Consider the following 24,265-nt stretch of genomic DNA (forward strand, 5'->3'; position numbering starts at 1 on the left):
TTTAGGTTTTGGTTTAAAACCTGTTTCACCAAGCTATATTTTTATCGAGCGATAGTTTTTATCGAGCAATAGTTTCAGCAAACCATATTAGGGAGATAAACCTATATAAGTAAGCTAAATAGTATAACCTCCAAGTTAATATAATCTTGAAGTAATATAGTCTTGCTGAGACAGATTCTTATTTCCTCGCACCCGATACCGTAATTAATCGAACTTCTTCACGCTCTTCTGGTGTTAGGCCTTCAGTTCTCTCTTTAGCCATTAAAAAATTAAAACGTTCATCAAGTGCTGACGCAAAAAGATGGCTCAGTGCATCGCTAAAGGTTTTTTCAGCAATCTCTTCTATCTGTATATCGTTCCATGCAGCGAGTTTTTCAAGCTGTTTAGCGTACTTATTATCACGATATTGCTCCAACAGTTGACCGGTGGTTAAGCCTGGTTGGGCAAGGCACGTGTCGACAAGCTCTACGAATAATGGCAGTCCTGCTATCTGAGTAGGAAACATTCCCTGTAGTGGGGGAACTAATGTCGCTAAATGCGGATTCTGTACCAGCAATGCGATCAGTATGCGCATTGTTGTTGGTTTCAGTTTTAGCGCCTGATAAGTATTGGTATTTTTTTTGACAAGTTTTGCCAAAAATCGTTCCAATTGTGTTGTATCAGGAGTACCTAACAGGTTTCCAAGCTCTTTAAGCAGGTAGAGTCGCAGCGTTTCCCCTGGGATTTGACTGATCAGTGGCATGGCTAGCGAACTGAGCTTAGTTGCTCCTTCTGGGTTACTTAAATCAACCTGCGGTAATAGTGATTCGAACAAAAATGCAGATAAGGTCAATGCCTTTTCCATTCTCTGCTCGAATGCTTCCCGTCCTTCTTTGCGAATCAATGAATCAGGATCTTCGCCATCAGGCAAGAACATAAAACGTAATTGCCGGCCATCATTCAGATAAGGTAGTGCTGTTTCCAATGTACGCCATGCGGCATCACGACCTGCGCGGTCACCATCGTAACAACAGATGACATTATCGGTTGTCCTGAAAAGTAACTGAACGTGTTCGGCTGTCGTAGATGTTCCCAGCGAAGCCACGGCATAATCAATACCAAATTGGGCTAGCGCAACAACATCCATATAACCTTCAACCACCAATAGCCTTGTCAGGGTACTGTGGCTTTGCTGTGCCTCATAAAGGCCATATAACTGGCGGCCCTTATGAAAAATTTCTGTTTCCGGCGAATTCAGGTACTTGGGAAGCTCATCTCCCAGCACTCGGCCACCGAATGCAATTACGCGTCCACGGCGATCACGAATGGGGAACATCACCCGTTCGCGGAAACGATCATAAGTGCGGCCATTGTCGTTAGTGACCAGCATTCCTGCATCGTTTAACTGTTTGCGCTCTTCCGCATTATGGGCAAACCGTTTTAAGGCGTTATCCCATCCCGCAGGCGCAAAACCAATGGCGAAACGCTGGATGATCTCTTCACTAAGCCCACGTTGCGCCAAATATTGTCGGGCTGATTGGGCGCTGGGAGCATTCAGTGAATGCTGATAGAAGCTATTGAGCTTCTCCATTAGCTGGTAAAGGTTTTGCCTTTGATGACGCTCGATTTGACTGCTACCGGAACCTGCTTCGTAGGGGATTTCAAGCCCATGCATTGCTGCCAGTTCTTCGATGGATTCGACAAAGTCCAATCTGTCATAATTCATCAAAAAATCAATGGCATTGCCATGCGCTCCGCAACCGAAGCAATGGTAAAACTGCTTATCACCATTAACAGTGAATGAAGGGGTTTTTTCGTTATGAAAAGGACAGCACGCTTGATGGTTTTTGCCTTTTTTTTTCAAAGGCACCCTAACATCGATCAAATCAATGATATCGGTTCTTGCTAATAAGTCATTGATAAATGCGCGTGGAATTCGTCCAGCCATAAGCCCTTTTTCGCCTGTTGATGAACGAGAATAAGCCGCGCTTCCTTTGGGAAAGCACGGCCTTTAACTGCAGTAGCTTGTTAATACAATCACTAAGCGGACTGACCGCGAAGATTAGTACAAACGAGTGCGGCGTGCGTTTTCGCGAGCTAGCTTCTTAGCATGACGCTTAACAGCAGAAGCTTTAGCGCGTTTGCGCTCAGTCGTTGGTTTTTCATAGAACTCACGACGACGAACTTCTGCTAATACGCCTGCTTTCTCGCAAGAACGCTTGAAGCGACGCAGTGCTACGTCAAATGGCTCGTTTTCACGTACTTTAATTACTGGCATGTGCCTCTCACCTCAATAGAAATCGGGTTTGTCGCTGGCGTGATAGTGCCAGCCGTCTTTAAAATGGTGCGGAATTTTACTTCAATGAACACGGCCTTGTAAAGTGCCGAGGAAAATTGAAACCGATAACGCCACGGGTTATAGGCTGCTTTTTTGTACGCAAAACAAGCGGCCTGATGTTGGCGTTATTAACATTAACCACACAGGATATTCAAGTAGGGCATTGATTATAGACTAAACAGAAAAAATAGCCAGCATGTATTGACATCCTCCCCCACTTTCGCACTTCGTGACTCAGGAGGGGGATTCCCGTTAGTGGGTGACAACTGATCGCTCAGCGTCCGGTTCCTGCTTCAACGGGTGGCCTGACTGCGCCAGCCCTCCACAGGCAAGCACGGCATGTCCTGCCGCTAAAATATTACGGGCGCCGTTGATATCCGCATTTTCGCTATATCCACAGGCCAGACATTCGAACTGACTTTGTGATGAACGATTGGATTTCGCTGTATGACCACAACAGGCGCATTTCTGGCTGGTATAGGCCGGAGGCACTGCAAGTACCTGACCGCCTCGCCATTGCTGTTTATAGTCCAGTTGCCTACGGAACTCATACCAACCCTGATCCAAGATAGAACGGTTTAATCCTGATTTTGCCCGAATGTTTCGCCCATGTTGCTCTATTGTCCCTTTCGCGGATTTTGACATGTTACTGACCTTCAAATCCTCAATGACGATCATCGCGTGGTTTTTGCTGATTTCGGTTGTGGTTTTATGAAGGTAGTCTTTTCTGATGTTGGCAATATGCGAGTACAGCCGCTGGATTTTTCGTTTCAGTTTCTGCCAGTTAGCACTGAATTTAACTTTCCGGCTTAACTGGCACTGGAGTTTGGAGAGCTTCTTCTGATTGGTTTTAAAACTGTTTACAGGCGCAAAAACCGTTCCGTCTGAGAGGGTGGCTAATTTCGCTATACCCACGTCAAGGCCAACCATTGACGTTGACGGGTGGAGAGGAGCGGCTACGTCATATTCCGTCTGGATACTGACATACCACTTGCCGCATGACTGGCTGACAGTGGCATTTTTGATTTTTCCGGTTACCTTCTGGGATTGCCGAAATTTTATCCAACCTAATCCTGACGGGAATTTTATTCTTCGGTTTTCAAGGCGACAATATTTCTCAAAATTAACAAAACGAATTGTGTCACGCCCCTCATTTTTCCTTTTGAAGACCGTTTTTTTTGCAGATAATTTTTTATCAAAACAGCGTTTCCATGCACGGTGTAAATCTTTGAGTTTCTGTTGAAGATTATCGGTATAGGCTTCCTGCAGAAAGGCAAGTTCCGGTATTTTCTTCCATTCAGTGAGCATTCGGTTTAACGCAAAAGCGGAAGGCAGTTTACTTCCTGAATTAAGAATTTGTTGCGTTTCTGCCAGTCCATAATTCCAGATAAAACGAGCACAACCACACAGTTGTCGTAGACGCTGTGATTGTTCAGGAGTGGGTTCCAGTCTGAATTTATAGGCTTTTAGAATTAGCATTCTTACTCAGTGTGTAGTAATTTTATTTTTCTATGTTACCGCTTATTTGGCAGACTTCAATGCAAAAATATGAAATTAATCGCTCAAGACATGCTGCCTTTCTTCTGCATGTCCATCTTGTGTTTGTGACCAAGTACCGTAGAAAAATCTTGGGTGAGTTACACTATGTAGCGTTTCATCAATATGCCAGTGAGGTCTGCCGTGATTTTGGCGCGACATTAAAAGAAAGTCACGGTGATTCAGATCATGTGCATCTGTTGATCGAATATCCCCCTACTGTTCAGCTATCAGTATTGGTGAACTCGTTGAAAGCAGTCACATCCAGACGCTTACGTAATGAATTTCTGGACTTACGAGGCGCCTATAAAAAACCCGTTCTCTGGTCTCGCTCCTACTTTGCGGGATCATGTGGAGGTGCCCCACTGGACGTCATTAAGCAATACATTCAACATCAGCGTGGTTGATGGATATTTGGGCTTTTCAAGTCCATCCACATTCCCCTCCCGCCTTATGTCGGCGGGAGTATCCTTTGGAGAAAAAGATGGATGCAGTGGCGAGAATGTTGATATGGAAAGTGTGTCGGCAGAGAATTTAACAATAGATGGTGTTACACTGTTGCGCGTTGAAAGGAGTGCGAATGTATATGACCAAACAACGAGACGTAAGATAACGAGACGAATAGTGCAATGCGAGTTTTAGGTATAGAAACGTCCTGCGATGAAACCGGAATCGCAATTTATGACGATAAAACCGGTCTGCTAGCCAATCAATTATACAGTCAGGTCAAGCTACATGCTGATTATGGTGGTGTTGTGCCTGAACTGGCGTCCCGTGATCACATTCGTAAAACGGTTCCTTTGATTCAGGCGGCTTTGAAGGAAGCGGATCTGACGAGTAAAGACATTGATGCAGTTGCTTACACAGCAGGACCGGGATTGGTTGGTGCATTGCTGGTTGGGGCAACTATTGGGCGTTCACTGGCATTTGCGTGGGATGTACCTGCTATTCCCGTACATCATATGGAAGGTCATTTGCTGGCACCGATGCTGGAAGAAAACAGCCCTGAGTTTCCTTTTGTTGCCTTACTAGTTTCAGGCGGTCATACCCAGCTTATTAGTGTGACGGGTATCGGTGAATACAAACTGTTGGGTGAATCCATTGACGATGCCGCTGGTGAGGCTTTTGATAAGACAGCAAAACTGCTTGGTTTAGATTATCCAGGTGGGCCAGTGCTTTCCCGTATGGCGCAGCAGGGGCAGGCGGGGCGTTTTATTTTCCCACGTCCGATGACAGATCGTCCAGGGTTGGATTTCAGCTTCTCTGGCCTGAAAACGTTCGCAGCTAATACGATCCGCAATAACATTCATGGTCATAATATGGCTGAAGACGAGCAAACCAAGGCGGATATTGCCCGAGCATTTGAAGATGCAGTAGTGGATACACTGGCAATCAAGTGTAAACGAGCGTTGGAACAAACTGGATTCAAACGTCTGGTGATGGCAGGTGGAGTGAGTGCAAACCGAACATTGCGTACCAAAATGCAGGCAATGATGGAAAAGCTGGGAGGCGAAGTCTTCTACGCTCGACCTGAGTTCTGTACTGATAATGGAGCAATGATCGCGCTGGCTGGCATGATCCGTTTGCGAGGAGGTACTGCTGGTGAATTAGGTGTAACGGTGAAAGCGCGTTGGCCGTTAGCGGATCTTCCTGCTTTGCAAAAGTAACTACCAGCATAGAGATGATGCCTCCACCTCAGTGTTGACATCCTCTGAAGGCCGAAGTTTTACGGCACACTGGATAAAAATTGCACCTTAATCAGTTAGTGCCTAACTTTTGGGGTGCAGTTCAAGACAACAAAGATATTGTTTTCAAAGCAAAATATCAGAGTAGGTTTGAAAGCATATATTATTTGAACCAGCCGCTGGATTGCTTCTCGCGAGCCCGCCCTTCACTTTCTAACAGAGATTTTCCACCTGATGATAAATTACGGTTAACATCAGCTTCTGATTGGATAACATCTGTTTCTGCTGCTTGAGCTTTTAACTCTTGATCAATGAACTCGTTTTCTCGTTTTACTCTAGCTGCACGTTTCTCCAGTTCGAGTTTTTTCATCTCTAATTCGAGTTTGCGTAGCTCATCTTCATAGTTCTGTTCTCGTTTTTTATCTGCAGTAGCTTCAGCAAGTATTCTCTGCTTTTCAGCTGCTTGAATAGCTTCTTTTTTTCTGATTTTTTCTGCTCTAACCGCAGCTTCTTTTTGTTTTCTTTCTCTTTCTGCTTTGGCAGCTCTTTCTAATTTAGCTTTTTGAGCCTCGCGTTGTTTTTGTTCTTCAGCTTTACCTTCACTTTCAGCTTGAGCAATAGCAGAAAGCTGGCTTTGAAGGGGGGAAGCAAAAACTGGCATAGATAGAGTGACCAATAAAGATGGAATGAGGATTCCTTTAACCATGATTCACCTATTTATTATTTTTTATCTGGGCAAGCAGCATTAGGCTGAATGCGAGTTTCATTTTGTTTCGTTGAAATAATGACAGCCAGCCCTGGCGTGAATTGGCATACACGACCAACTTGAGTGGAAGTATAAATTTTAGTTTTTTCTTTGTATGTCAGGGAAACACCTTCAACCAGTACCTTATCTTTTACCAATGAGCCTGCTGCTGCACCTACAGCCCCGCCTCCTACCGCACCAGCGGCAGTACCCAGACCGGAGCCAGAGCCTGTGTTATAACCAGCAATACCACCTGCTACAGCGCCAAGAATGGCGCCAAATGTTTGAGCTGCCTCTTTATTGGATTTATTTTCTACAGAGATTTTGGCAGGAAGCACAGAAATGATATTTACTGTCTTTGTTTCCTGTTTTGCATTTAATTGGGTTGTGTCATAAACGTCGGCTGCAAATGAATCAGCATTGGATTGACATCCACTAATGATAATAGAAGAAGCAGCGATTACTGAGATGCATAATGATTTAATTTTCATTCTTATTTCCTATTACACTAAAAAAAAGAATATAATAGTGCATTCTTTTGTGATAAAAAACAAGACTATATCCATCTCCTATAATTGATTTTGGTGTGGTTGTAATTAAATTACGAAGAAGTATTGAAAATATTTGATTGTAATTATTTTATTGAAAAATAAGGATGTTTTATCTAATAAAGATAAGGGAATATTTCAGATGGAAAAGTATTCATATTTATTTCTGTGAAATAATGATATTAAGAAATAATATTTCTTTTATAAGGATGGAATGAAGTCAATAATTCTAGTGGGAAAGGGGAATTAAATCCCCTTTTTTGTTTATTAATTGGAAAATTATTCTACTATAAATGCAATTCTTATAATTTTTTTGACATGAGCAAAAATCTTATTGAGGGCTATCTGATTCAATCCTTTTGCTGTTCTTGCTCTTTAGTCGCTTGAATTTTCTCTTTATCAGTCATTTCCTGTTTCTTTTTCAATTTTTGCCAGATACGACTTTCTTGTCCTCGCCATAGGCGTTGAATATTATCGTGATGACGTACAAGTACCAGACATGACAACATGGCAACGGGAAAAGTGAATTCAGGTTTGAACCACCAGACGTAGAAAGGTGCAATTAATGCACTGACGATGGCACCCAATGAGGAATAGCCGCTTAACAGCACTGTTAGTAGCCATGTCCCTGTGATCAATCCCATTAGATCCCAACCGATGGCCGCAATGGCACCAAAAGCGGTTGCAACGCCTTTCCCTCCCTTGAAATGAAAAAAAATAGGATAAATATGCCCCAGACAGGCAGCGATGGCGGTAATACCTAAATAAAATGGGGAAACGTTGAGTTTGTATGCCAGCCAAACGGGTATTAGCCCTTTTAGGACATCACAAACCAGTACTGCCAATGCAGCCCATTTACCACCAATGCGCAGTACATTTGTTGCCCCAGGATTGCCGGAACCATGCTGACGTGGATCGGGAAGCCCTGTCAGGCGGCAGATCAATATCGCGCTGGATATAGAGCCACATAAGTACGCGAAGATGATCATGCCAAGCGCGATTGCACTCATAAGATATCTCCAATGAATAAGGGTCGTTTTCTTAAGTCTAACAATGGATAATACGCACATTTCGTCGGAAGTGGTATCTGGCGAACCGAAAAATGGGGAAAAGGTCGTGATGGATATCGTATTTATTGAAGAATTAACCGTAATTACCACTATTGGTGTTTATGACTGGGAACAAACAATTAAACAGAAATTAGTGTTCGATATCGAAATGGGATGGGACAACAAACTAGCCTCTTCCAGTGATGATGTTGAATACTGTCTGGATTATGCCAAGGTTAGTGAGGCGATTATTGATCATGTATCAGGCCAACGTTTTGCGCTGGTCGAACGAGTCGCAGAAGAAGTGGCAGGCATCTTGCTGAATCAATTTCATTCTCCTTGGGTCAAAGTTAAGGTCAGTAAACCAGGTGCGGTTGCACACGCAAAAAGCGTAGGTGTAGTGATTGAGCGAAGTGCGAGCTAATTGAAAAAGCGTCCCAATTTAATTAATAGGTTGGGACGCTAAATTGATAGATAAACTTAATCAATCGATTGCTGTTTCCAGTCTGCGATGGCAATGTGGCGTTGACGTTCCAATTCTGTGCGAATCTCGGCACCCTGAAATCCACGTGCAATCACTTCCTGGACGCTGACTTGGTTGGCAATAGCAAATACTTTACGTAAATAATCAGCTTGTGGATAGGGTGAAGTTTCTGCGCCTGGGTATCCACGGTTGTCTGCTTCACTACAGGTCATCAGTTGTTCAATACGTTGAGGTTTGCGCCAAGCATCCACAGCATTAAACAAGGCTAGTAGGGTTTCAGGAGGCAATTGTTTTACGGTATGTATCCAATTGTGATATTGCGTCACAATCGTGGCTAAGTCGCGTGCCGAGTTGGGAATGCGCAGTCGTTCGCACATTTGTTTTAGTGGCATCATTTCGACATGGCTACATAGTGAAGCGAAGCGAATGTCTATCTCTTCGCTCAATTGGGTGGATATTTGCAAAACTCGCAATGAATGAAGCCCCTTATCATATGCAAGCAGGGGGATGCCAAACAGGTTATCGATCTCAGGAAAGAGTACAGCCAATGCTCCACAATCACGCAGAACCTGAAAGTAGACTTGTGGTGATTGTGAAGTGAGTGCCTTTTCAGTTTCTCGCCAAATGCGTTCAGGAGTTAATGAGGACAATTCACCACCTGCGATCATTTTTGTAATGAGCACTTGCGTCTCTGTTGCAATTGAAAAACCCAGATGGGCAAAGCGGGCAGCAAAACGAGCCAAACGCAGCACACGTAATGGATCTTCTGCAAACGCAGGGGAAACATGGCGCAAGATACGATTTTTGAGATCATTTGCACCATGATAAGGATCGATTAATTCACCTTCACGAGTTTGTGCAATAGCGTTAATCGTTAAATCACGGCGCAGCAGATCTTCTTCCAGCGTCACATCGGGGGCGGCATAACAGGTAAAACCGGTATATCCCTGACCTGATTTCCTTTCAGTACGTGCCAACGCATACTCTTCATGGGTTTTGGGGTGCAAGAAGACAGGGAAATCTTTACCAACTTGTTGATATCCCTGAGATAGCAGTTCATTTGGGTTGCTTCCAACGACAACCCAATCCCGTTCAGTGACGGGCAGACCCAATAGTTGATCACGAACTGCGCCGCCAACCAAATAGACTTTCACTCTTGTTTCCTTCAATCAACTCATCCAACGATCTTTCTTTTTCCGGCGAGGGATAATATGTGGCAATATAAGCCCCAAAATCAGGCCAATCCCCGCAACTCCACCGCCATAAGTAAACCACTGCAAGATGATCTCTCTTTGTCTATCATCCAACTGCAAGTTGGCGACTTCGACCTTTTTTTCAGCCACGGTTAATTTACTCTGGAGCTGAACATTCTCTTTTTTCAGATCACTAATGATCTTATCGCTGTTTGCTACTTTGTTCTGTAATTCAGCGGTACGCTTATTCCACTTATCGTCGATGGTGGCCAGATTCTCAGTCAGTGTTTTGATCTTTTGTTCCATTGCGGGAAGACGTTCATGCAGGCTTGGAATAGCGCTGAGTTCACTTGCGAGTATCCAGCTTGTACGCCCTTTACGGTCTTGAATTTGCAAGAAACCATTATCTGATTTAGGGCTGACTAATGTGACTTCCTCACCGGCATTCAATGAGCCAATGATTCGGTTTTTAATGCTTGGGCCGCTACGAATGTAAGTTGATAGCTCATCAGAAACATAACGTTTTTCTTCAGCGTGTACGGATAATGGAAGAGTAAAACTCAATAACAAAATAAATAATCGATGTAGTTTTTGCATTCTGTGCTCAACTGTTCTCTGTGTATGGATCAATCAAGTATGGACTAATCGTAATTTAAACTACCCAAGGGATAGTAAAGAGTTAAGTTTGTTGGTGCAATCAGTAAACCAGAATGAATGTGATATCAACTGACCGTTTGAGATTTTTTTTGGTGAAGTGAAAGTGATGTTTGTTGAGGTAACACCCTATTGTGGTTTATTTTTCTCTTCTGTGAAAAGAAAGAGTGAACAGAATTAAGAAAAAATTCTGTAATATCAATTGAGGAATAAAAAATATGGGTTCTGTAGAAATAGAATTGAAACTGTCCGTGAAGCCTGATGCGATACCGGCTGTTCGCCAGCAGTTATTTCAGTTTCCTCATGATTACACTTCACCACAACACCTGACTAATATTTATTTTGAGACGCCAGATAATCAATTGCGACGTTGGGATATGGGGCTGCGTATCCGTGGGTTTGACGGGCATTATGAGATGACCATCAAAACCGCGGGTAAGGTGATAGGAGGATTACACCAACGCCCTGAATTCAACATTCCTTTGCACCAACCTAAATTAGATCTGGCACTGTTTCCCGCCCATATCTGGCCTGAAAATACCGATCTCGCCTATCTACAGGCACAATTGACCGAATTATTCAGTACCGACTTTAATCGTGAAAAATGGCTTGTGACTTATGGAGAAAGCGAAATTGAAGTGGTACTGGATCAGGGAACTATTTTTTCTGGAAATAAAGATTCAGGAGATCAGACATTACCTATTTGTGAATTTGAGCTAGAACTAATCAATGGAAATATCATCGATATTCTGTCATTGGCAAACAAACTGGCATCACAGAATGGTTTGCGTTTAGCAAATAAAAGCAAAGCAGCACGAGGATATGCGCTTGTTCATGGTTTGTCCCATAAAACATTAACAAAATTACCGAAAGAGTTGAAATGGCAGCAGCCATTGTCTGTGCTTCTGCCTGAAATTTTGGCGCAATGGCAGGAGCAAGAAGAAGGATGGCTGGCGGGGTTGCCAGAAGGTAAAACGGGATTGGCGCAGGTTTTGCAATGGATGATAGAACTGACAAAAAGACAAACTGAACGTTTGCCGATCCTGGATTTATTGCTGGAGTTAAAGGCGGCTTTATCCACGAACAAGGTGGAGGCTGAAACATTGTGTGCTGAAACATTGTGTGCTGAAACATTGTGTTATAGCGCTTCTTGGTTGCAATGTAAGCTGGCATTAATGCAGTGGTTGATGGCTCAGCCCCGATAATCCCTTTAAAAAAACAGTCATAAGGAAAAACCAGTTATGCGGCCACTTTCATCACCTTTAGCCCAACAATTACAGCATATCATTGCGAATCTTCCACCATTAGAGGGAACAATAACGCCCTTTTCATCTGATGAACAGGCGGTGCTGTCATTGAGTGAATTTGTGGCAGAAAACGTGTTATCACATCCTGCATGGCTAGAGGATATTCGCCAAAATCCCCCTCAACAGGAAGAATGGCAACATTATTCCCATTGGCTGGGACAAACGCTGCTGGTGGTAAATGATGAAAATGGTTTGATGCGGTGTTTACGTTTTTTCCGCCATCGGATTTTGGTCAGGATTGCATGGTCGCAGGCATTGCAAAGCAGTACAACAGAAAAGACATTACAGCAATTAAGTATGTTGGCCGAAACTTTGATTATCGCTGCCCGTGATTGGCTTTATCTGCGTTGTTGTCAGGATTGGGGAACACCTACTAATAGCGATGGAGTAGCACAGCCGCTGTTGATTTTGGGAATGGGAAAGTTGGGGGGCGGAGAGCTTAATTTTTCCTCTGACATTGACCTCATTTTTGCTTATCCAGAAAATGGTGTAACGAAAGGTGGGCGTCGAGAAATGGATAATTCTCAGTTCTTTACTCGATTAGGGCAGAAATTAATTAAGGTGCTGGATCAACAAACTGTAGACGGATTTGTTTATCGTGTTGATATGAGATTACGTCCATTTGGTGACAGTGGACCTTTGGTATTCAGCTTTCCGGCATTGGAAGATTATTATCAGGAACAAGGGCGTGACTGGGAACGTTATGCTTTGGTGAAAGCGCGCATTTTGGGCAATGATGATCAGGTTTATTGTCAGGAACTACGCCAGATGTTGCGACCGTTTGTTTTCCGCCGCTATATTGATTTCAGTGCAATTCAATCCTTGCGCAATATGAAGGGCATGATTGAGCGGGAAGTCCGTCGTCGGGGATTAAAAGAGAATATTAAATTAGGCGCAGGCGGGATCCGTGAAATTGAGTTTATCACTCAGGTCTTTCAGCTTATTCGTGGGGGAAGGGAGCCGAGCCTGCAATCCCGCTCATTATTGCCAACATTGAAGGCCATCAATGAATTGGCTTTATTGCCAACGGAAAAATTAAAGCAGCTTGAAGAAAGTTACCTGTTTTTACGGCGGCTTGAAAACCTGTTGCAGTCTATTCATGACCAACAAACGCAAACTTTACCGGATAATGAATTAGATCGTGCCCGTCTCTCTTGGGGAATGAATTTTGCCAATTGGGATGAATTAATGGCAGAAACCGAACGTAAAATGAGTGCGGTGCGAAGTATTTTCCAACAGTTGATCGGCGATGAAGTAGAAGAACAGCATGAGGATGCTAGCCATATCCCGTTTAAGAGCTTATGGCAGGAAGCCTTGCATGTAGATGAACTTAGTGCGTTGATTCCTCATCTTGATAAAGAAAAAGCCCGGAAGATGCTTGATATAATGGCGCTTTTCCGTCGGGACGTCAGTAAGCGCACCATTGGTCCACGGGGAAGGGATGTGCTTGACCAGTTGATGCCACGTCTGTTAGCAAAAATTGCAGCCAGGGCAGATGCCGATATCGTTTTAGAGCGGATTACTTCTCTGTTACTCAGTATCGTCAGTCGCACGACTTATCTGGAATTGATGTTGGAGTCAGAACTGGTCATGATTCATGTTATCCGGCTCTGTGCGGCCTCTCCAATGATCGCCAGCCAGCTTGCCCGTCATCCGTTGTTGCTGGATGAACTACTCGATCCCAAATCGTTATACCAACCGTTGCCGATGGAAGCTTATCGTGATGAGCTTTATCAATATTTGCTGCGTATCACTGAGGATGATGAAGAACAGTTGCTGGAGGCTTTACGTCAATTTAAGCAGGCACAACTATTGCGGATCGCAGCAGAAGATATTGCGGGCGTCTTGCCTGTGATGAAGGTGAGTGATCACCTGACTTATTTGGCGGAAGCCATTATTGAGTCTGTTGTGCGACTGGCGTGGAACCAAATGGTAAAACGTTATGGCGCACCTGCTCACTTATCCCAGCAGCAGGGGTTGGGATTTGCCATTATTGGTTATGGCAAATTGGGTGGCTGGGAACTCGGTTATGGCTCTGATTTGGATCTGGTGTTCTTGCTGGATTGCCCTATGGGGATAATGACAGAGGGTGCTCGTTCCATTGAGGCTCGCCAATTTTATTTGCGTCTTGCTCAACGCATCCTTCATTTGTTCAGTACCCGAACGGCATCGGGAATATTGTATGACGTTGATGCCCGTTTGCGGCCATCCGGTGAGTCAGGCATGTTGGTTAGTACCCTTGAATCCTTTGATGATTACCAAAAAAATGAAGCATGGACCTGGGAACATCAGGCGCTGGTTCGTGCACGCATGGTTTTCGGTGATGAGAAAATGCGCCGTGATTTTGAACGCATTCGCCGTGAAACATTATGCCTTCCCCGCGATCCCGATCTTTTGCGCCAACAGGTGCGTGAAATGAGAGAAAAAATGCATCGGCATTTGGGTAGCCACCAGCAAGATCAATTTGATGTCAAAGCTGATCCAGGAGGGATCACGGATATTGAATTTATTGCTCAGTATCAGGTGCTGCGTTATGCACCAGAAAATGCCAGGCTGACTCGCTGGTCTGATAATGTGCGAATTTTCGAATTAATGGCGCAGCATAATATTATGGATGAGCAGGAGTCAATGGCGCTGACGCAGGCTTACATTACCATGCGTGATGAATTGCATCATTTAGCGTTGCAAGCGTTATCCAGTCGAGTTTCAGTTGGACATTTCAGACAGCAGCAAGCATTGGTACGTGATAGCTGGCAAAAATGGTTAGAGAGTGATTTGCGCGTATAAATGATGTTAGGCAGTCACTTTTCCTGATCGAGTTTGCTGGCACTGAATTTGGTTATGGTAATATCCGCAACAGTTTATTTTGATACTTGGAGTATGGGATGAAAGTAACACTCCCTGATTTTCACCGCGCAGGTGTTTTGGTTGTTGGCGATGTCATGTTAGATCGCTACTGGTATGGCCCAACTAGCCGCATTTCACCGGAAGCACCGGTTCCTGTGGTTAAGGTAGAAACCATAGAAGAGCGCCCTGGAGGAGCAGCTAACGTAGCCATGAATATTGCGTCATTGGGAGCGAATTCACGTTTGGTAGGCTTGACAGGCATTGATGATGCAGCGCGGGCATTGAGTGAGAAACTCAGCAGTGTGAAAGTCCGATGTGATTTTGTTTCTGTCCCAACTCATCCAACTATCACGAAACTGCGTGTTTTATCGCGTAATCAGCAATTGTTGCGTCTGGATTTTGAAGAAGGCTTCCAGAATGTAGATGCTCAACCGCTGTTGGAAAAAATTCAGCAATCCTTGCCCCATATTGGCGCGTTAGTGCTGTCGGATTATGCTAAAGGAGCGCTAAGCCAGGTTCAGGCCATGATTAAGCTCGCCAACGAAGCCAATGTTCCTGTGCTTATCGATCCAAAAGGCAGCGATTTTAGCCGCTATCGTGGCGCAACATTGCTGACGCCAAATATGTCAGAGTTTGAAGCCGTTGTAGGGCACTGCCAGAATGATGATGACTTAGTGCAGAAAGCTACGAAGTTGGTGCAGGATTTGGAGCTGCAAGCACTGTTGATCACTCGCTCTGAACGAGGCATGAGTTTATTGCGGGTTGGGCAGCCGCCCCTGCATTTGCCAACTCAGGCACAGGAAGTTTTTGATGTCACGGGTGCAGGAGATACGGTGATAGGTATATTGGCAACGGCATTAGCCGCTGGCAAGCCGCTGAACGAAGCCTGTTACCTTGCCAATGCGGCGGCAGGTGTAGTGGTCGGCAAACTGGGAACGTCCACAGTGTCACCGGTTGAACTGGAAAATGCGGTGCGTGGACGTGCAGAAACCGGATTTGGCGTAATGAGTGAAGCCAAACTGAAAGAAGCCGTTGCACAGGCACGTCAGCGTGGTGAACGTATTGTCATGACTAATGGTTGTTTTGATATCCTCCATGCGGGGCATGTTTCATATCTGTCTAACGCGCGCAAATTGGGTGATCGTTTGATCGTTGCCGTTAATAGTGATGCGTCCACCAAGCGTTTGAAAGGGGAAACCCGTCCGGTGAATCCGTTGGAACAGCGCATGACAGTGCTATCGGCACTGGAATCTGTGGACTGGGTTGTGGCATTTGAAGAAGATACACCGCAGCGCTTAATCGCGGATATCCTGCCGGATATTTTAGTCAAAGGTGGCGATTACAAGCCTGAAGAGATTGCCGGTAGCGAAGAGGTTTGGGCTGCGGGTGGCGAAGTTAAAGTATTGAACTTCGAAGATGGTATTTCTACGACCAATATCATCAAAACCATTAAGAGCCAGTAAGCTTGGCATCATGTGCCGTTATGCTTTTTGACGCATAGCGGCATATCTCCTTACACAATTCTCCTTACGGCATTCCTCTCACACCACATTATTCAGCTTGCTGTGCTTTCTTGTCTGCTTCTTCGAGACGAGCTTCCAATTCATTTAAGCGTTGTTCCATTGCAGCCAATTTTTCACGGGTGCGCAACAAGACTTGTGTCTGAATATCAAATTCTTCACGGTTAACAAGATCTAACTTGCTCAACTGGGATTGCAGAACAGCACGCAATTTTTTTTCCACATCATCGCCAAATTCTTTGACACCTTTCGGCATGGCGTTGTGGAGTTGGCGAGCAATTTGTTCAATTTTCTTTGGATCGAGCATGATGATCATCCTTTATATAATGTAATTGTGTTTTATAGCGTAAGCCTATTGGTAGTATTTTAATACCCCATGACGAAAGCATAAATGATTGAGAGCTAGGTTTCATATTTGATTTTGCTGATTGCTCCTGCCGATTATTAGCGCTATAGTGAAATTGTTTATCTCAGGGCAGGGTGAAAGTCCCTACCGGCGGTAACATGAAATATCGAATGATTATTTTATGAAGCCCGCGAGCGCTCTGTTTGTCGTCATTATCTTTTTGTTGTTTTGGAGATAAAACAGAGGTCAGCAGATCCAGTGTGATTCTGGAGCCGACGGTGATAGTCCGGATGGGAGAGAATAACAGCTCAATCGAGTGCTCGCGCTCGTCTGTTGTTTCTGTTGCCGTATTTTTGTGCAGCACGAACTCCTCAAAATTGCCCTGATTCTGGTAATCCATACATTAAGAGAGGTTTCTTTACCATGAATCAGACGCTACTTTCCTCATATGGGACGCCATTTGAACGTGTTGAACGTGCGCTTGCTGCTTTGCGTGCGGGTCAAGGCGTGATGGTACTGGATGACGAAAATCGTGAGAATGAAGGTGACATGATTTTTGCCGCCGAAACAATGACGGTAGAGCAAATGGCGTTAACTATTCGTCACGGCAGTGGAATTGTTTGTCTGTGCTTGACTGAAGAGCGCCGCCAGCAGTTAAAATTGCCCATGATGGTGGAAAACAATTCAAGCCAATATCAAACTGCTTTCACCGTCTCAATTGAAGCTGCACAAGGCGTGACAACGGGTGTGTCCGCGGCAGATCGTATTACCACGATCAAAGCCGCTATTGCAGATGATGCACAACCCAGTGATCTGAGCCGACCTGGACACGTTTTTCCTCTGCGCGCGCAACCAGGAGGGGTTTTAACCCGTCGTGGTCATACCGAAGCGACCATTGATTTGGTCAAAATGGCAGGGTTCAAACCAGCGGGAGTGCTATGTGAATTGACCAATGACGATGGTTCAATGGCTCGCGCTCCTGAAGTGATTGAGTTTGCAAGACAGCATAATATGCCGGTAGTGACTATTGAAGATTTAGTCGATTACCGCTTAAAAATGGCAAAAGCAGCCAGCTAATGGGTTTTCCTATATAAACGCGTAACATTTTAGCGGGAGACACGCCGCACTCGCCTGTAATACTGTTTTTTAATTTGGATAGAGAACAGATTAGGGCAGGAAATATCGGTTATACTCAACCGATTTTGGGTTGCCATGCAGTTGTATGGTAGCTTGAAAGACGGGGGAGACATACGCATGTACTTTGAAAGGCTACAGTCCACACCTTGTAGCCTTTCAGTATTTCTAAGACACTCCATCATTTTTGATTGACGATATTCAAGGAAGGAATGTCTTAATCCTGTCATAATTTTTTTATCATAATCCGAATTTATTATTCGAATGTTTAATTTGTTGTATAAGGGGCGAAAATGAGTCTCCTGAGAATGCCTGCTCTGTTAATTGGTCATGGCAGTCCAATGAATGCCATTGAAGATAACTGTTACTCACGCGCTTGGTTTGAATTAGGGAAGAAATTACCTAGGCCAAGGGCGATTCTGGTGATTTCTGCGCACTGGTACACGAATGGTACAGCCGTGACGGCAATGGCACAGCCCAGAACTATCCACGATTTTGGTAACTTTCCCAGAGAATTGCATGAAAAACAGTATCCGGCTAAAGGTTTTCCTGAACTGGCTGTATTGGTACAGGATATTCTTGAACCGATTGAGGTTGAAACTGATTTTGAAAAATGGGGATTGGATCATGGATCTTGGGGGATATTGGCAAAAATGTATCCTGATGCCGATATTCCGGTTGTCCAACTGAGCATAGATCGCAATCAACCTGCGTCTTTTCATTATGAAATAGGTAAAAAACTAACATTACTGCGAGACGAAGGCGTCTTAATCATGGGGAGCGGGAATATTGTGCATAACCTGCCAGCCGCAAAACTGGGGGCAGAATCTTTTCCTTGGGCACTCTCTTTTGAGCAGTTTGTGCGTGAAAGTTTAACTAGTCTGGAAGAGCCTCATCCCCTATTTAATGCTTTGGATAGGGAAGATGGTCGATTGTCTAACCCAACACCGGAACATTTCTTGCCATTACTGTATGTGATGGGGACATGGAATAAAAAAGAGCCGATTTCAACACCCGTTGATGGGATTGAAGACGGCTCTTTAAGTATGTTATCGATTCAGATTGGCTGATTGAATCAATCCAAAATAATATGCGGGTAGAAGCGTGACAAATCTTGAGTAATCAACTCACGGTCTTCACGGATACAGATACCCGCAGATTGATCATCTACTAACCAGCTACCAACCAGCGTATAGTTACCATCAAATTTCGGCAATTCGTGGAACTGCTGGATGATCATGCCCTCTTCCCCATAAGGGCCATCCGCGCTGGCGATTTCACGGCCATTTTCAATGATGCGAATATTGGCACCTTCGCGGGAGAACAAAGGCTTAATGACATAGCTGTTCATATCTGAAGGGCGTTCATCCGCAAAATAGGCAGGCAGCAAGTTAGGATGATTTGGGAACATTTTCCACAGCATTGGCAGCAGCGCCTTGTTGGAGATAATGCTTTTCCATGCTGGCTCCAGCCAACGGACACCTGCATCAGCCAGCTTGGTAGAGAATATCTCACGCAGCATAAATTCCCACGGATACAGCTTAAACAGGTTACTGATCACTTGATCCTGCAAGTCAGTAAACTGCCCTTTCTCACCTAGCCCGATATCCTCAATAAACAGGAACTCTGTGGGAACATCGGCTTCCGCGGCACAATCCTGCAAATATTGGATTGTGCCTCGATCTTCTTCAGTATCTTGACAGCAGGCCATGTGCAGCAGGCCAAATCCATGTTTTTCACGTAACTGTGCAAAACGCTCAATCAGCTTTTCTTGCAAGCTGTTGAACTGATCGGCATTTGACGGCAGATTGCCTGCATTCATCTGGTCTTCCAGCCAGATCCACTGAAAGAAAGCCGATTCATACAGAGATGTTGGGGTATCGGCGTTGTTTTCCAGCAACTTGGGGGGATTTTTGCCATCATAGGCTAAATCCAAACGGGAATAGAGCGAAGGTTGGCTGGTTACCCATGAAGAGCGGACAAACTCCCAACAGTGTTTTGGGATCTGGAATTTGGTCAGTAACTCTTCACTATCGACCACTTTTTCCACGACTTGCAAACACATTTGGTGCAGTTCTGCTGTTGCATCTTCAATTTCTTCAATTTGGTTCAGGGTGAACTGGTAATAAGCTTCTTCACTCCAGTAAGGCTGACCATACATGGTATGAAAATTAAAACCAAACTCTGCTGCTTTTTCGCGCCAATCCGGGCGCTCGGTAATACCAATGCGTTTCATTTTTAATTAACCACCCATAGAGCGGGAAGAACTGGAACTTGAGCTGGCGGACGAACGTTGCATGGCAGATTGTTTCGCCACGGATTCACCAAATCCACCACGGGTAATCGTAGTTGTGGTTGCCGGTTTTGGTGCCATTGCCGTTTTTGGCACAGTCATACTGCGACCACCTGCGGTAGCAGGGCCATAGCTTTTACCTGTCGCATCAACAAACTTGCCATTCGCTGGGCTGGAAGCCGATTTTGATGTGAACAGCGGTTGTGATGGTGCAGAGCTGCCGCCCATTAAGCGTCCCATCATATAACCAGCCATCAAAGGCATCCAGAAACTGCTGCTACTGCTTTGTGCCTGAGCCTGACCGACTCCCGCTTGAGCAGGGGCTTGCGCACATTGTTGTTCACCGAATTCAGCCACACACTCTTCGCGAGTTGCATATTTCGGTGCGGTTTTTTCCGCTTCTTTCAGAGCATTATTGTAGGCGGTCTTGCATTGTTCACTTTGAGAAGGATTCGCCTGCGAGCACTCATCGGCATTGGTATAGAGTGACACCGTTTCATCGTTTTGTTCACAGGCAGAAAGCATGAAGACAGCACTGACAGCAAGCGCTACAGGTGTCAGGCGATAGCTTCGCCACGTTTTGCGAAAAGAATCGCGATTTATCTGTTTTGTCCGTTTCATTGTCATAGGGGCATCCATCTTGAAGGTCTTTGATTAAGATTAAGAGCATACCCCATTTATCGTGCCCAATGGGAGCGGCTCTCAGGGATGTGTTAAAAAACAGCCCACAAAATCGTGGGCTGCTTTCTTTAATTAGTATAGCGTTTTTAATATAACGTTTTTCAATCGAGAACGATAGGGTATTAAATCAGCGAACTGACGGCGTTTTCATTTCTTTAATAATGCTGCTGGCAGAGGTTGAAATTTGTGCACCTAACATCTTGTTCAACTCTATCAAATCATTTTCATTCAATGTGCCACGTGCCTGTTTGTTCTGTAACAGGGAAAGCAGGTAATCGTAACGTGCTTTAGACAAATTTTGTTTGGCTTGATAAAGCTTAGTTGTCGATTCCAGCACATCAACAATGGTACGGGTTCCTACCTGATAGCCTGCTTCCATTGAATCCAATGAACTTTGTGCAGAAAGTACCGCCTGTTTGTTGGCGTCAACACTACTGATCGCAGCAGCAATGTTATTGGTGGAGGAATGTACTTCTTGTGTGACCTTACGATACGTATTTTCCAAATCCTGACTGGCGCTGACAAAACTGTATTTTGCCTGTTCTACTTGAGAATAAGTGGCTCCGCCACTGAATAGAGGTAAACTTAAAGATAACCCTACGGAATTCTTTCCGCTGTATTCATCTGTTCGTTGATTTCCGCGTGTATGGTTGTTAGAAACACCTGTACTTGCGGTTAAATTAACCGTTGGCATATAGCCTGTCTGCATTTCTTTGATCTGCTCGCGTCTTAAATCTTGCACTAAGCGGGCTGACAGCAGATTCAGGTTACGGGTTTCTGCTTCTTTTAGCACTTTATCAGCCAGTTCTGGTTGTTTAGTTTTGAATTGATCAATATTCAATGCAGCCAACTGCGGATAGTAAGTACCCGTAATCATGCGCAGTTTTTCCAGCGCGTTTTCCAGATTGTTGCGATCAGAAACTTCGGTTGCCAGAATTGAGTCATATTGGGCGCGGGCATTCTGCACGTCGGTAATGGCAACTAAACCGACATTAAAACGCTGAGTGGTTTGATCCAGTTGACGGTACAGTGAGGCTTTTTGAGCTTCGGTAAAGGTCAATGTATCAATTTTATTCAGAACGTCAAAATAGGCTTGCGCAGTATTGAGAATTAATTGCTGTTGAGTTGCTTGAAATTTGATGTCTTCAATACCAGCATTTTTTTCTGATTGACTGAGTCGATTCCATTTCGCCATATCAAAAATAGTTTGAGTCAGTCGCAGACCAGCACCTGTATCATGAGATTCTGAATTTCTGGCGTCGCGAAAGCCCTTACCATAATTAACTTCTGCACTCAGACCCAACTGAGGCAATAAAGTACTACGAGCTTCATTAATCTTTTCAACCACTGAATTGCGATCAGCTTGTGCTTTAAGTAATTCGGGATTGGTTTCTTTCGCCTGCTGATAAATCTGGAGAAGATCGGCGGCGTAGCTCGAAGTACTAAAACCTACCAGATTCATAGCGATAAAAAGAGAGAGCAATTTTTTCATTTGCGTTCCTTGTTGTGCAGCTATTTTGCTTAGGTTGCCTCTGCATAAAAACTAATACCATAGATTCTAGCAGAGAATGCCAGCAGGGTAGGGTGGCTGTTTGTGCCATATTGCCTCATTTTTCTGCTTGTTTGTATCATCAAGATGAATTTATTTAGATCAATATGAAAAAATACCTTTTAATAATAGGAAATTTTAAAAACTAATCAGGGGATTTTATGAGTAAAAATCTTGCCTTACCATATACTTTTACTAAACAAGATGTCGAAGTTATTTCTCAAAAAACGCTTTATCGCGGTTTTTTTAAAATGACAGAATATCAATTCAAGCATCGCCTATTTTGCGGTGGTTGGAGTGAAACTATTAAACGAGAAGTCTTTGAACGGGGTCATGCCGGCGTTTTGTTGCCTTATGATCCTGTGCGCGATCAAGTTGTTTTGATTGAACAAATCCGTATTCCGGCAATTGAAACCAGTCATACGCCATGGCTGCTGGAAGTGATTGCCGGCATGATCGAAGAGGGAGAAGACGCTGAACAGGTCGTCCGTCGCGAAGCAGTGGAAGAGGCAGGGATTGAGGTTAAGCGCTGCCAGCCTGCATTAAGTTATCTTTCCAGCCCTGGCGGTACGACAGAACGCATGCATATCTTTGTCGGTGAAGTTGATGCCGCCACTGCTTCAGGGATTCATGGTCTGGAAGGTGAGCATGAAGATATCCGCGTTCTGGTTGTGAGTCGAGATCAAGCTTATCAGTGGGTAGAAGAGGGCATTATTGATAATGCAGCTTCAGTTATTGCAATACAGTGGTTGGCATTGCACCATGAAAAACTTAGGAAAAAGTGGTTGGGGAATAATTCCTAATTTACGTTGGAAAATAGGAAGTGTGCCTCAGTCAGCAGATCTTTTGCATAAAGACACGTTAAAATAATCCTTATGATCGACAGGAAAAGGAAACCTTTTGGAAAGCCTGCTTGAAGTACCTGTGGCAGAAGGCGCCACAGCCAGAATACTGCAAATTACCGACACACACCTTTTTGCTAATAAGAGAGACTCATTGCTGGGAGTCAATACCTATCGCAGTTATCATGCGGTATTGGATATGATTTTGCAGCAAGATCTCGATATTGATTTGATCGTTGCGACAGGTGATTTGGTACAGGATCAGACCATCAATGCTTACCAGCATTTTGCTAAGGGCATTGCTCGTTTACCTGCACCTTGTGTTTGGTTACCCGGTAATCATGATTATCAACCCGCGATGGTTGACACGTTGGCAGCAGCAGGCATTTCACCTTCCAAGCAGATATTTATCGGACAGCATTGGCAGTTGATTATGCTGGACAGTCAGGTGCAAGGTGTTCCTCATGGTGAATTGACGGATTATCAGCTTGAGTGGATGAAAAAATGCCTGGATGAACACAGTGATCGCGAGGCAATTATTATGCTTCACCATCACCCGATTCCGTCTGGATGCACATGGCTGGATCAGCACAGTCTGCGTAATGCGCCTGAATTATCAGAATATTTGAAAGGCAAAACCCAGGTGAAAGCTATACTGTGTGGGCATATCCATCAAGAAGTTGATGAAATATGGAACGGCATTCGTGTTATGGCAACACCGTCAACCTGTGTGCAATTTAAGCCTCATTGTACTAATTTTATGCTTGATACAGTGGCTCCGGGATGGCGTTATCTCGAACTGTCTGTGGCCGGCAATAATCAAGAAGCGAAATTGCAGACACAGGTTCACAGGCTTAAGAATAACGAGTTTTGCCCGGATTTAGATTCGGACGGGTATTAATGTCAATATTACTTTACTTACATGGCTTCAATAGTTCCCCTCAATCAGCGAAAGCGAATGCGCTGAAAACGTGGTTGCACCAGCAGCACCCTGAAATTGACATGCTGGTGCCGCAGTTACCCCCTTATCCTGAAGATGCGGCCATCTTACTGGAAGAACTGGTGATAGAGCACGCTGGTGAAAATATCGGGCTGGTGGGTTCTTCCCTGGGCGGTTATCTGGCTATCTGGCTTTCCCAGTGCTTTGGTTTGCCCGCCGTGGTTGTCAATCCAGCGGTACGTCCTTTCGACTTGCTTCAGAATTATCTTGGGGAAAACGTGAATCCCTATACCGAAGAGCGCTATACTCTCGAACTAAGCCACATCCATGACCTCAAAGTGATGCACATTGACCCGCTGGAATCGCCTGATCTTATTTGGTTATTGCAGCAAACAGGGGATGAAGTGCTCGATTACCGTCAGGCCGTTGCTTACCTGATGCAGTGCCGACAAACAGTTGAATCTGGTGGGAATCATGCTTTTATTGGCTTCGAATATTATTTCCCTCAAATCATTGACTTCTTGGGGCTAACCAGTGGCAATAGTAAAAAAATTGCCAAAAATAGGTAAGCGACTGGTATTATCAACAGTATATC

Annotated in this window: 23 protein-coding genes and 1 riboswitch; of the genes, 11 read left to right on the forward strand and 12 right to left on the reverse strand. The window is 44.5% G+C overall.

The annotated features are described in order from the left end of the window. Window positions 1-178: 178 nt before the first annotated feature. From dnaG to Xentx_RS10715, 3 genes are all read right to left on the reverse strand, one after another. The gene (gene dnaG, locus Xentx_RS10705; RefSeq protein WP_074020230.1) at window positions 179-1,927 is read right to left on the reverse strand and encodes a DNA primase; all 1,749 of its coding nucleotides are present in this window, start codon (window positions 1,925-1,927) and stop codon (window positions 179-181) included. A gap of 114 nt (window positions 1,928-2,041) precedes the next feature. Beyond that, window positions 2,042-2,257, reverse strand: coding sequence for a 30S ribosomal protein S21 (gene rpsU / locus Xentx_RS10710; protein ID WP_001144069.1), 216 nt, complete (start codon window positions 2,255-2,257; stop codon window positions 2,042-2,044). A gap of 312 nt (window positions 2,258-2,569) precedes the next feature. Then, window positions 2,570-3,796 carry an RNA-guided endonuclease InsQ/TnpB family protein gene (locus tag Xentx_RS10715; protein ID WP_074020231.1) on the reverse strand — a complete coding sequence of 409 codons (1,227 nt, stop codon included), beginning with the start codon at window positions 3,794-3,796 and terminating at the stop codon, window positions 2,570-2,572. Window positions 3,797-3,855: 59 nt separating this feature from the next. Between Xentx_RS10715 and tnpA the strand changes: the two genes are divergently transcribed. After that, window positions 3,856-4,260 carry an IS200/IS605 family transposase gene (gene tnpA / locus Xentx_RS10720; protein WP_074020232.1) on the forward strand — a complete coding sequence of 135 codons (405 nt, stop codon included), beginning with the start codon at window positions 3,856-3,858 and terminating at the stop codon, window positions 4,258-4,260. A gap of 222 nt (window positions 4,261-4,482) precedes the next feature. Beyond that, the gene (gene tsaD, locus Xentx_RS10725; protein WP_074020233.1) at window positions 4,483-5,520 is read left to right on the forward strand and encodes a tRNA (adenosine(37)-N6)-threonylcarbamoyltransferase complex transferase subunit TsaD; all 1,038 of its coding nucleotides are present in this window, start codon (window positions 4,483-4,485) and stop codon (window positions 5,518-5,520) included. 181 nt (window positions 5,521-5,701) lie between these two features. Here the strand turns inward: tsaD and Xentx_RS10730 are convergent, their stop codons facing one another. The 3 genes from Xentx_RS10730 to plsY form a co-directional block, all read right to left on the reverse strand. Beyond that, the gene (locus Xentx_RS10730; protein ID WP_074020234.1) at window positions 5,702-6,244 is read right to left on the reverse strand and encodes a DUF5384 family protein; all 543 of its coding nucleotides are present in this window, start codon (window positions 6,242-6,244) and stop codon (window positions 5,702-5,704) included. Between the two features lie 14 nt (window positions 6,245-6,258). Next, a complete protein-coding gene (locus tag Xentx_RS10735; protein ID WP_074020235.1) occupies window positions 6,259-6,774 on the reverse strand; it encodes a hypothetical protein in 516 nt (171 codons plus the stop codon). 407 nt (window positions 6,775-7,181) lie between these two features. Beyond that, window positions 7,182-7,841 carry a glycerol-3-phosphate 1-O-acyltransferase PlsY gene (gene plsY / locus Xentx_RS10740; RefSeq protein WP_074020236.1) on the reverse strand — a complete coding sequence of 220 codons (660 nt, stop codon included), beginning with the start codon at window positions 7,839-7,841 and terminating at the stop codon, window positions 7,182-7,184. A 109-nt stretch (window positions 7,842-7,950) separates the two neighbouring features. Here plsY and folB point away from each other — a divergent pair, with 109 nt between their 5' ends. Next, a complete protein-coding gene (folB, locus tag Xentx_RS10745) occupies window positions 7,951-8,304 on the forward strand; it encodes a bifunctional dihydroneopterin aldolase/7,8-dihydroneopterin epimerase (RefSeq protein ID WP_139292484.1) in 354 nt (117 codons plus the stop codon). Window positions 8,305-8,360: 56 nt separating this feature from the next. Here the strand turns inward: folB and Xentx_RS10750 are convergent, their stop codons facing one another. Together Xentx_RS10750 and Xentx_RS10755 are read right to left on the reverse strand one after the other, a co-directional pair. Next, a complete protein-coding gene (locus Xentx_RS10750; RefSeq protein ID WP_074020237.1) occupies window positions 8,361-9,518 on the reverse strand; it encodes a multifunctional CCA addition/repair protein in 1,158 nt (385 codons plus the stop codon). Between the two features lie 15 nt (window positions 9,519-9,533). Then, the gene (locus Xentx_RS10755) at window positions 9,534-10,154 is read right to left on the reverse strand and encodes a TIGR04211 family SH3 domain-containing protein (protein ID WP_074020238.1); all 621 of its coding nucleotides are present in this window, start codon (window positions 10,152-10,154) and stop codon (window positions 9,534-9,536) included. 275 nt (window positions 10,155-10,429) lie between these two features. Between Xentx_RS10755 and Xentx_RS10760 the strand changes: the two genes are divergently transcribed. The 3 genes from Xentx_RS10760 to hldE all read left to right on the forward strand — a co-directional run bounded on the left by Xentx_RS10760 (window position 10,430) and on the right by hldE (window position 15,828). Next, a complete protein-coding gene (locus tag Xentx_RS10760) occupies window positions 10,430-11,416 on the forward strand; it encodes a CYTH domain-containing protein (protein ID WP_074020239.1) in 987 nt (328 codons plus the stop codon). A 36-nt stretch (window positions 11,417-11,452) separates the two neighbouring features. Continuing rightward, on the forward strand, window positions 11,453-14,305 hold the full coding sequence (gene glnE / locus Xentx_RS10765; RefSeq protein WP_074020240.1) for a bifunctional [glutamate--ammonia ligase]-adenylyl-L-tyrosine phosphorylase/[glutamate--ammonia-ligase] adenylyltransferase: 2,853 nt from the start codon (window positions 11,453-11,455) through the stop codon (window positions 14,303-14,305). Between the two features lie 98 nt (window positions 14,306-14,403). After that, the gene (gene hldE, locus Xentx_RS10770) at window positions 14,404-15,828 is read left to right on the forward strand and encodes a bifunctional D-glycero-beta-D-manno-heptose-7-phosphate kinase/D-glycero-beta-D-manno-heptose 1-phosphate adenylyltransferase HldE (protein ID WP_074020241.1); all 1,425 of its coding nucleotides are present in this window, start codon (window positions 14,404-14,406) and stop codon (window positions 15,826-15,828) included. Window positions 15,829-15,916: 88 nt separating this feature from the next. Here the strand turns inward: hldE and ubiK are convergent, their stop codons facing one another. Next, a complete protein-coding gene (gene ubiK / locus Xentx_RS10775) occupies window positions 15,917-16,192 on the reverse strand; it encodes a ubiquinone biosynthesis accessory factor UbiK (RefSeq protein ID WP_074020242.1) in 276 nt (91 codons plus the stop codon). A gap of 155 nt (window positions 16,193-16,347) precedes the next feature. Continuing rightward, window positions 16,348-16,537: riboswitch (FMN riboswitch) on the forward strand. 117 nt (window positions 16,538-16,654) lie between these two features. Between ubiK and ribB the strand changes: the two genes are divergently transcribed. Both ribB and ygiD read left to right on the forward strand, forming a co-directional pair. Beyond that, window positions 16,655-17,308, forward strand: coding sequence for a 3,4-dihydroxy-2-butanone-4-phosphate synthase (gene ribB, locus Xentx_RS10780; RefSeq protein WP_074020243.1), 654 nt, complete (start codon window positions 16,655-16,657; stop codon window positions 17,306-17,308). A gap of 350 nt (window positions 17,309-17,658) precedes the next feature. After that, window positions 17,659-18,435: a 4,5-DOPA-extradiol-dioxygenase gene (gene ygiD, locus Xentx_RS10785; protein ID WP_074020244.1), complete on the forward strand. Its 777-nt coding sequence runs from the start codon at window positions 17,659-17,661 to the stop codon at window positions 18,433-18,435. A gap of 5 nt (window positions 18,436-18,440) precedes the next feature. On the opposite strand, the gene Xentx_RS10790 is transcribed toward ygiD, so the two are convergent. The 3 genes from Xentx_RS10790 to tolC form a co-directional block, all read right to left on the reverse strand. After that, entirely contained in the window at window positions 18,441-19,601 is a 1,161-nt protein-coding gene (locus Xentx_RS10790; protein ID WP_074020245.1) for a glutathionylspermidine synthase family protein, read from the reverse strand. Between the two features lie 6 nt (window positions 19,602-19,607). Continuing rightward, on the reverse strand, window positions 19,608-20,279 hold the full coding sequence (locus Xentx_RS10795) for a DUF1190 family protein (protein WP_208607574.1): 672 nt from the start codon (window positions 20,277-20,279) through the stop codon (window positions 19,608-19,610). 187 nt (window positions 20,280-20,466) lie between these two features. After that, window positions 20,467-21,831 (reverse strand): outer membrane channel protein TolC, encoded by a 1,365-nt coding sequence (gene tolC / locus Xentx_RS10800; RefSeq protein ID WP_074020246.1) that lies wholly within the window; start codon window positions 21,829-21,831, stop codon window positions 20,467-20,469. Between the two features lie 218 nt (window positions 21,832-22,049). Between tolC and nudF the strand changes: the two genes are divergently transcribed. The 3 genes from nudF to yqiA all read left to right on the forward strand — a co-directional run bounded on the left by nudF (window position 22,050) and on the right by yqiA (window position 24,239). Further along, window positions 22,050-22,691 (forward strand): ADP-ribose diphosphatase, encoded by a 642-nt coding sequence (nudF, locus tag Xentx_RS10805; protein WP_074020247.1) that lies wholly within the window; start codon window positions 22,050-22,052, stop codon window positions 22,689-22,691. A 97-nt stretch (window positions 22,692-22,788) separates the two neighbouring features. Further along, window positions 22,789-23,631 carry a 3',5'-cyclic-AMP phosphodiesterase gene (gene cpdA, locus Xentx_RS10810; protein WP_074020248.1) on the forward strand — a complete coding sequence of 281 codons (843 nt, stop codon included), beginning with the start codon at window positions 22,789-22,791 and terminating at the stop codon, window positions 23,629-23,631. Next, on the forward strand, window positions 23,631-24,239 hold the full coding sequence (gene yqiA, locus Xentx_RS10815; protein WP_074020249.1) for an esterase YqiA: 609 nt from the start codon (window positions 23,631-23,633) through the stop codon (window positions 24,237-24,239). The genes cpdA and yqiA overlap by 1 nt, the downstream gene beginning before the upstream one ends. The last annotated feature ends 26 nt before the right edge of the window (window positions 24,240-24,265 follow it).

The sequence above is a fragment of the Xenorhabdus thuongxuanensis genome, assembly GCF_001908095.1.
GTDB lineage: Bacteria > Pseudomonadota > Gammaproteobacteria > Enterobacterales > Enterobacteriaceae > Xenorhabdus > Xenorhabdus thuongxuanensis.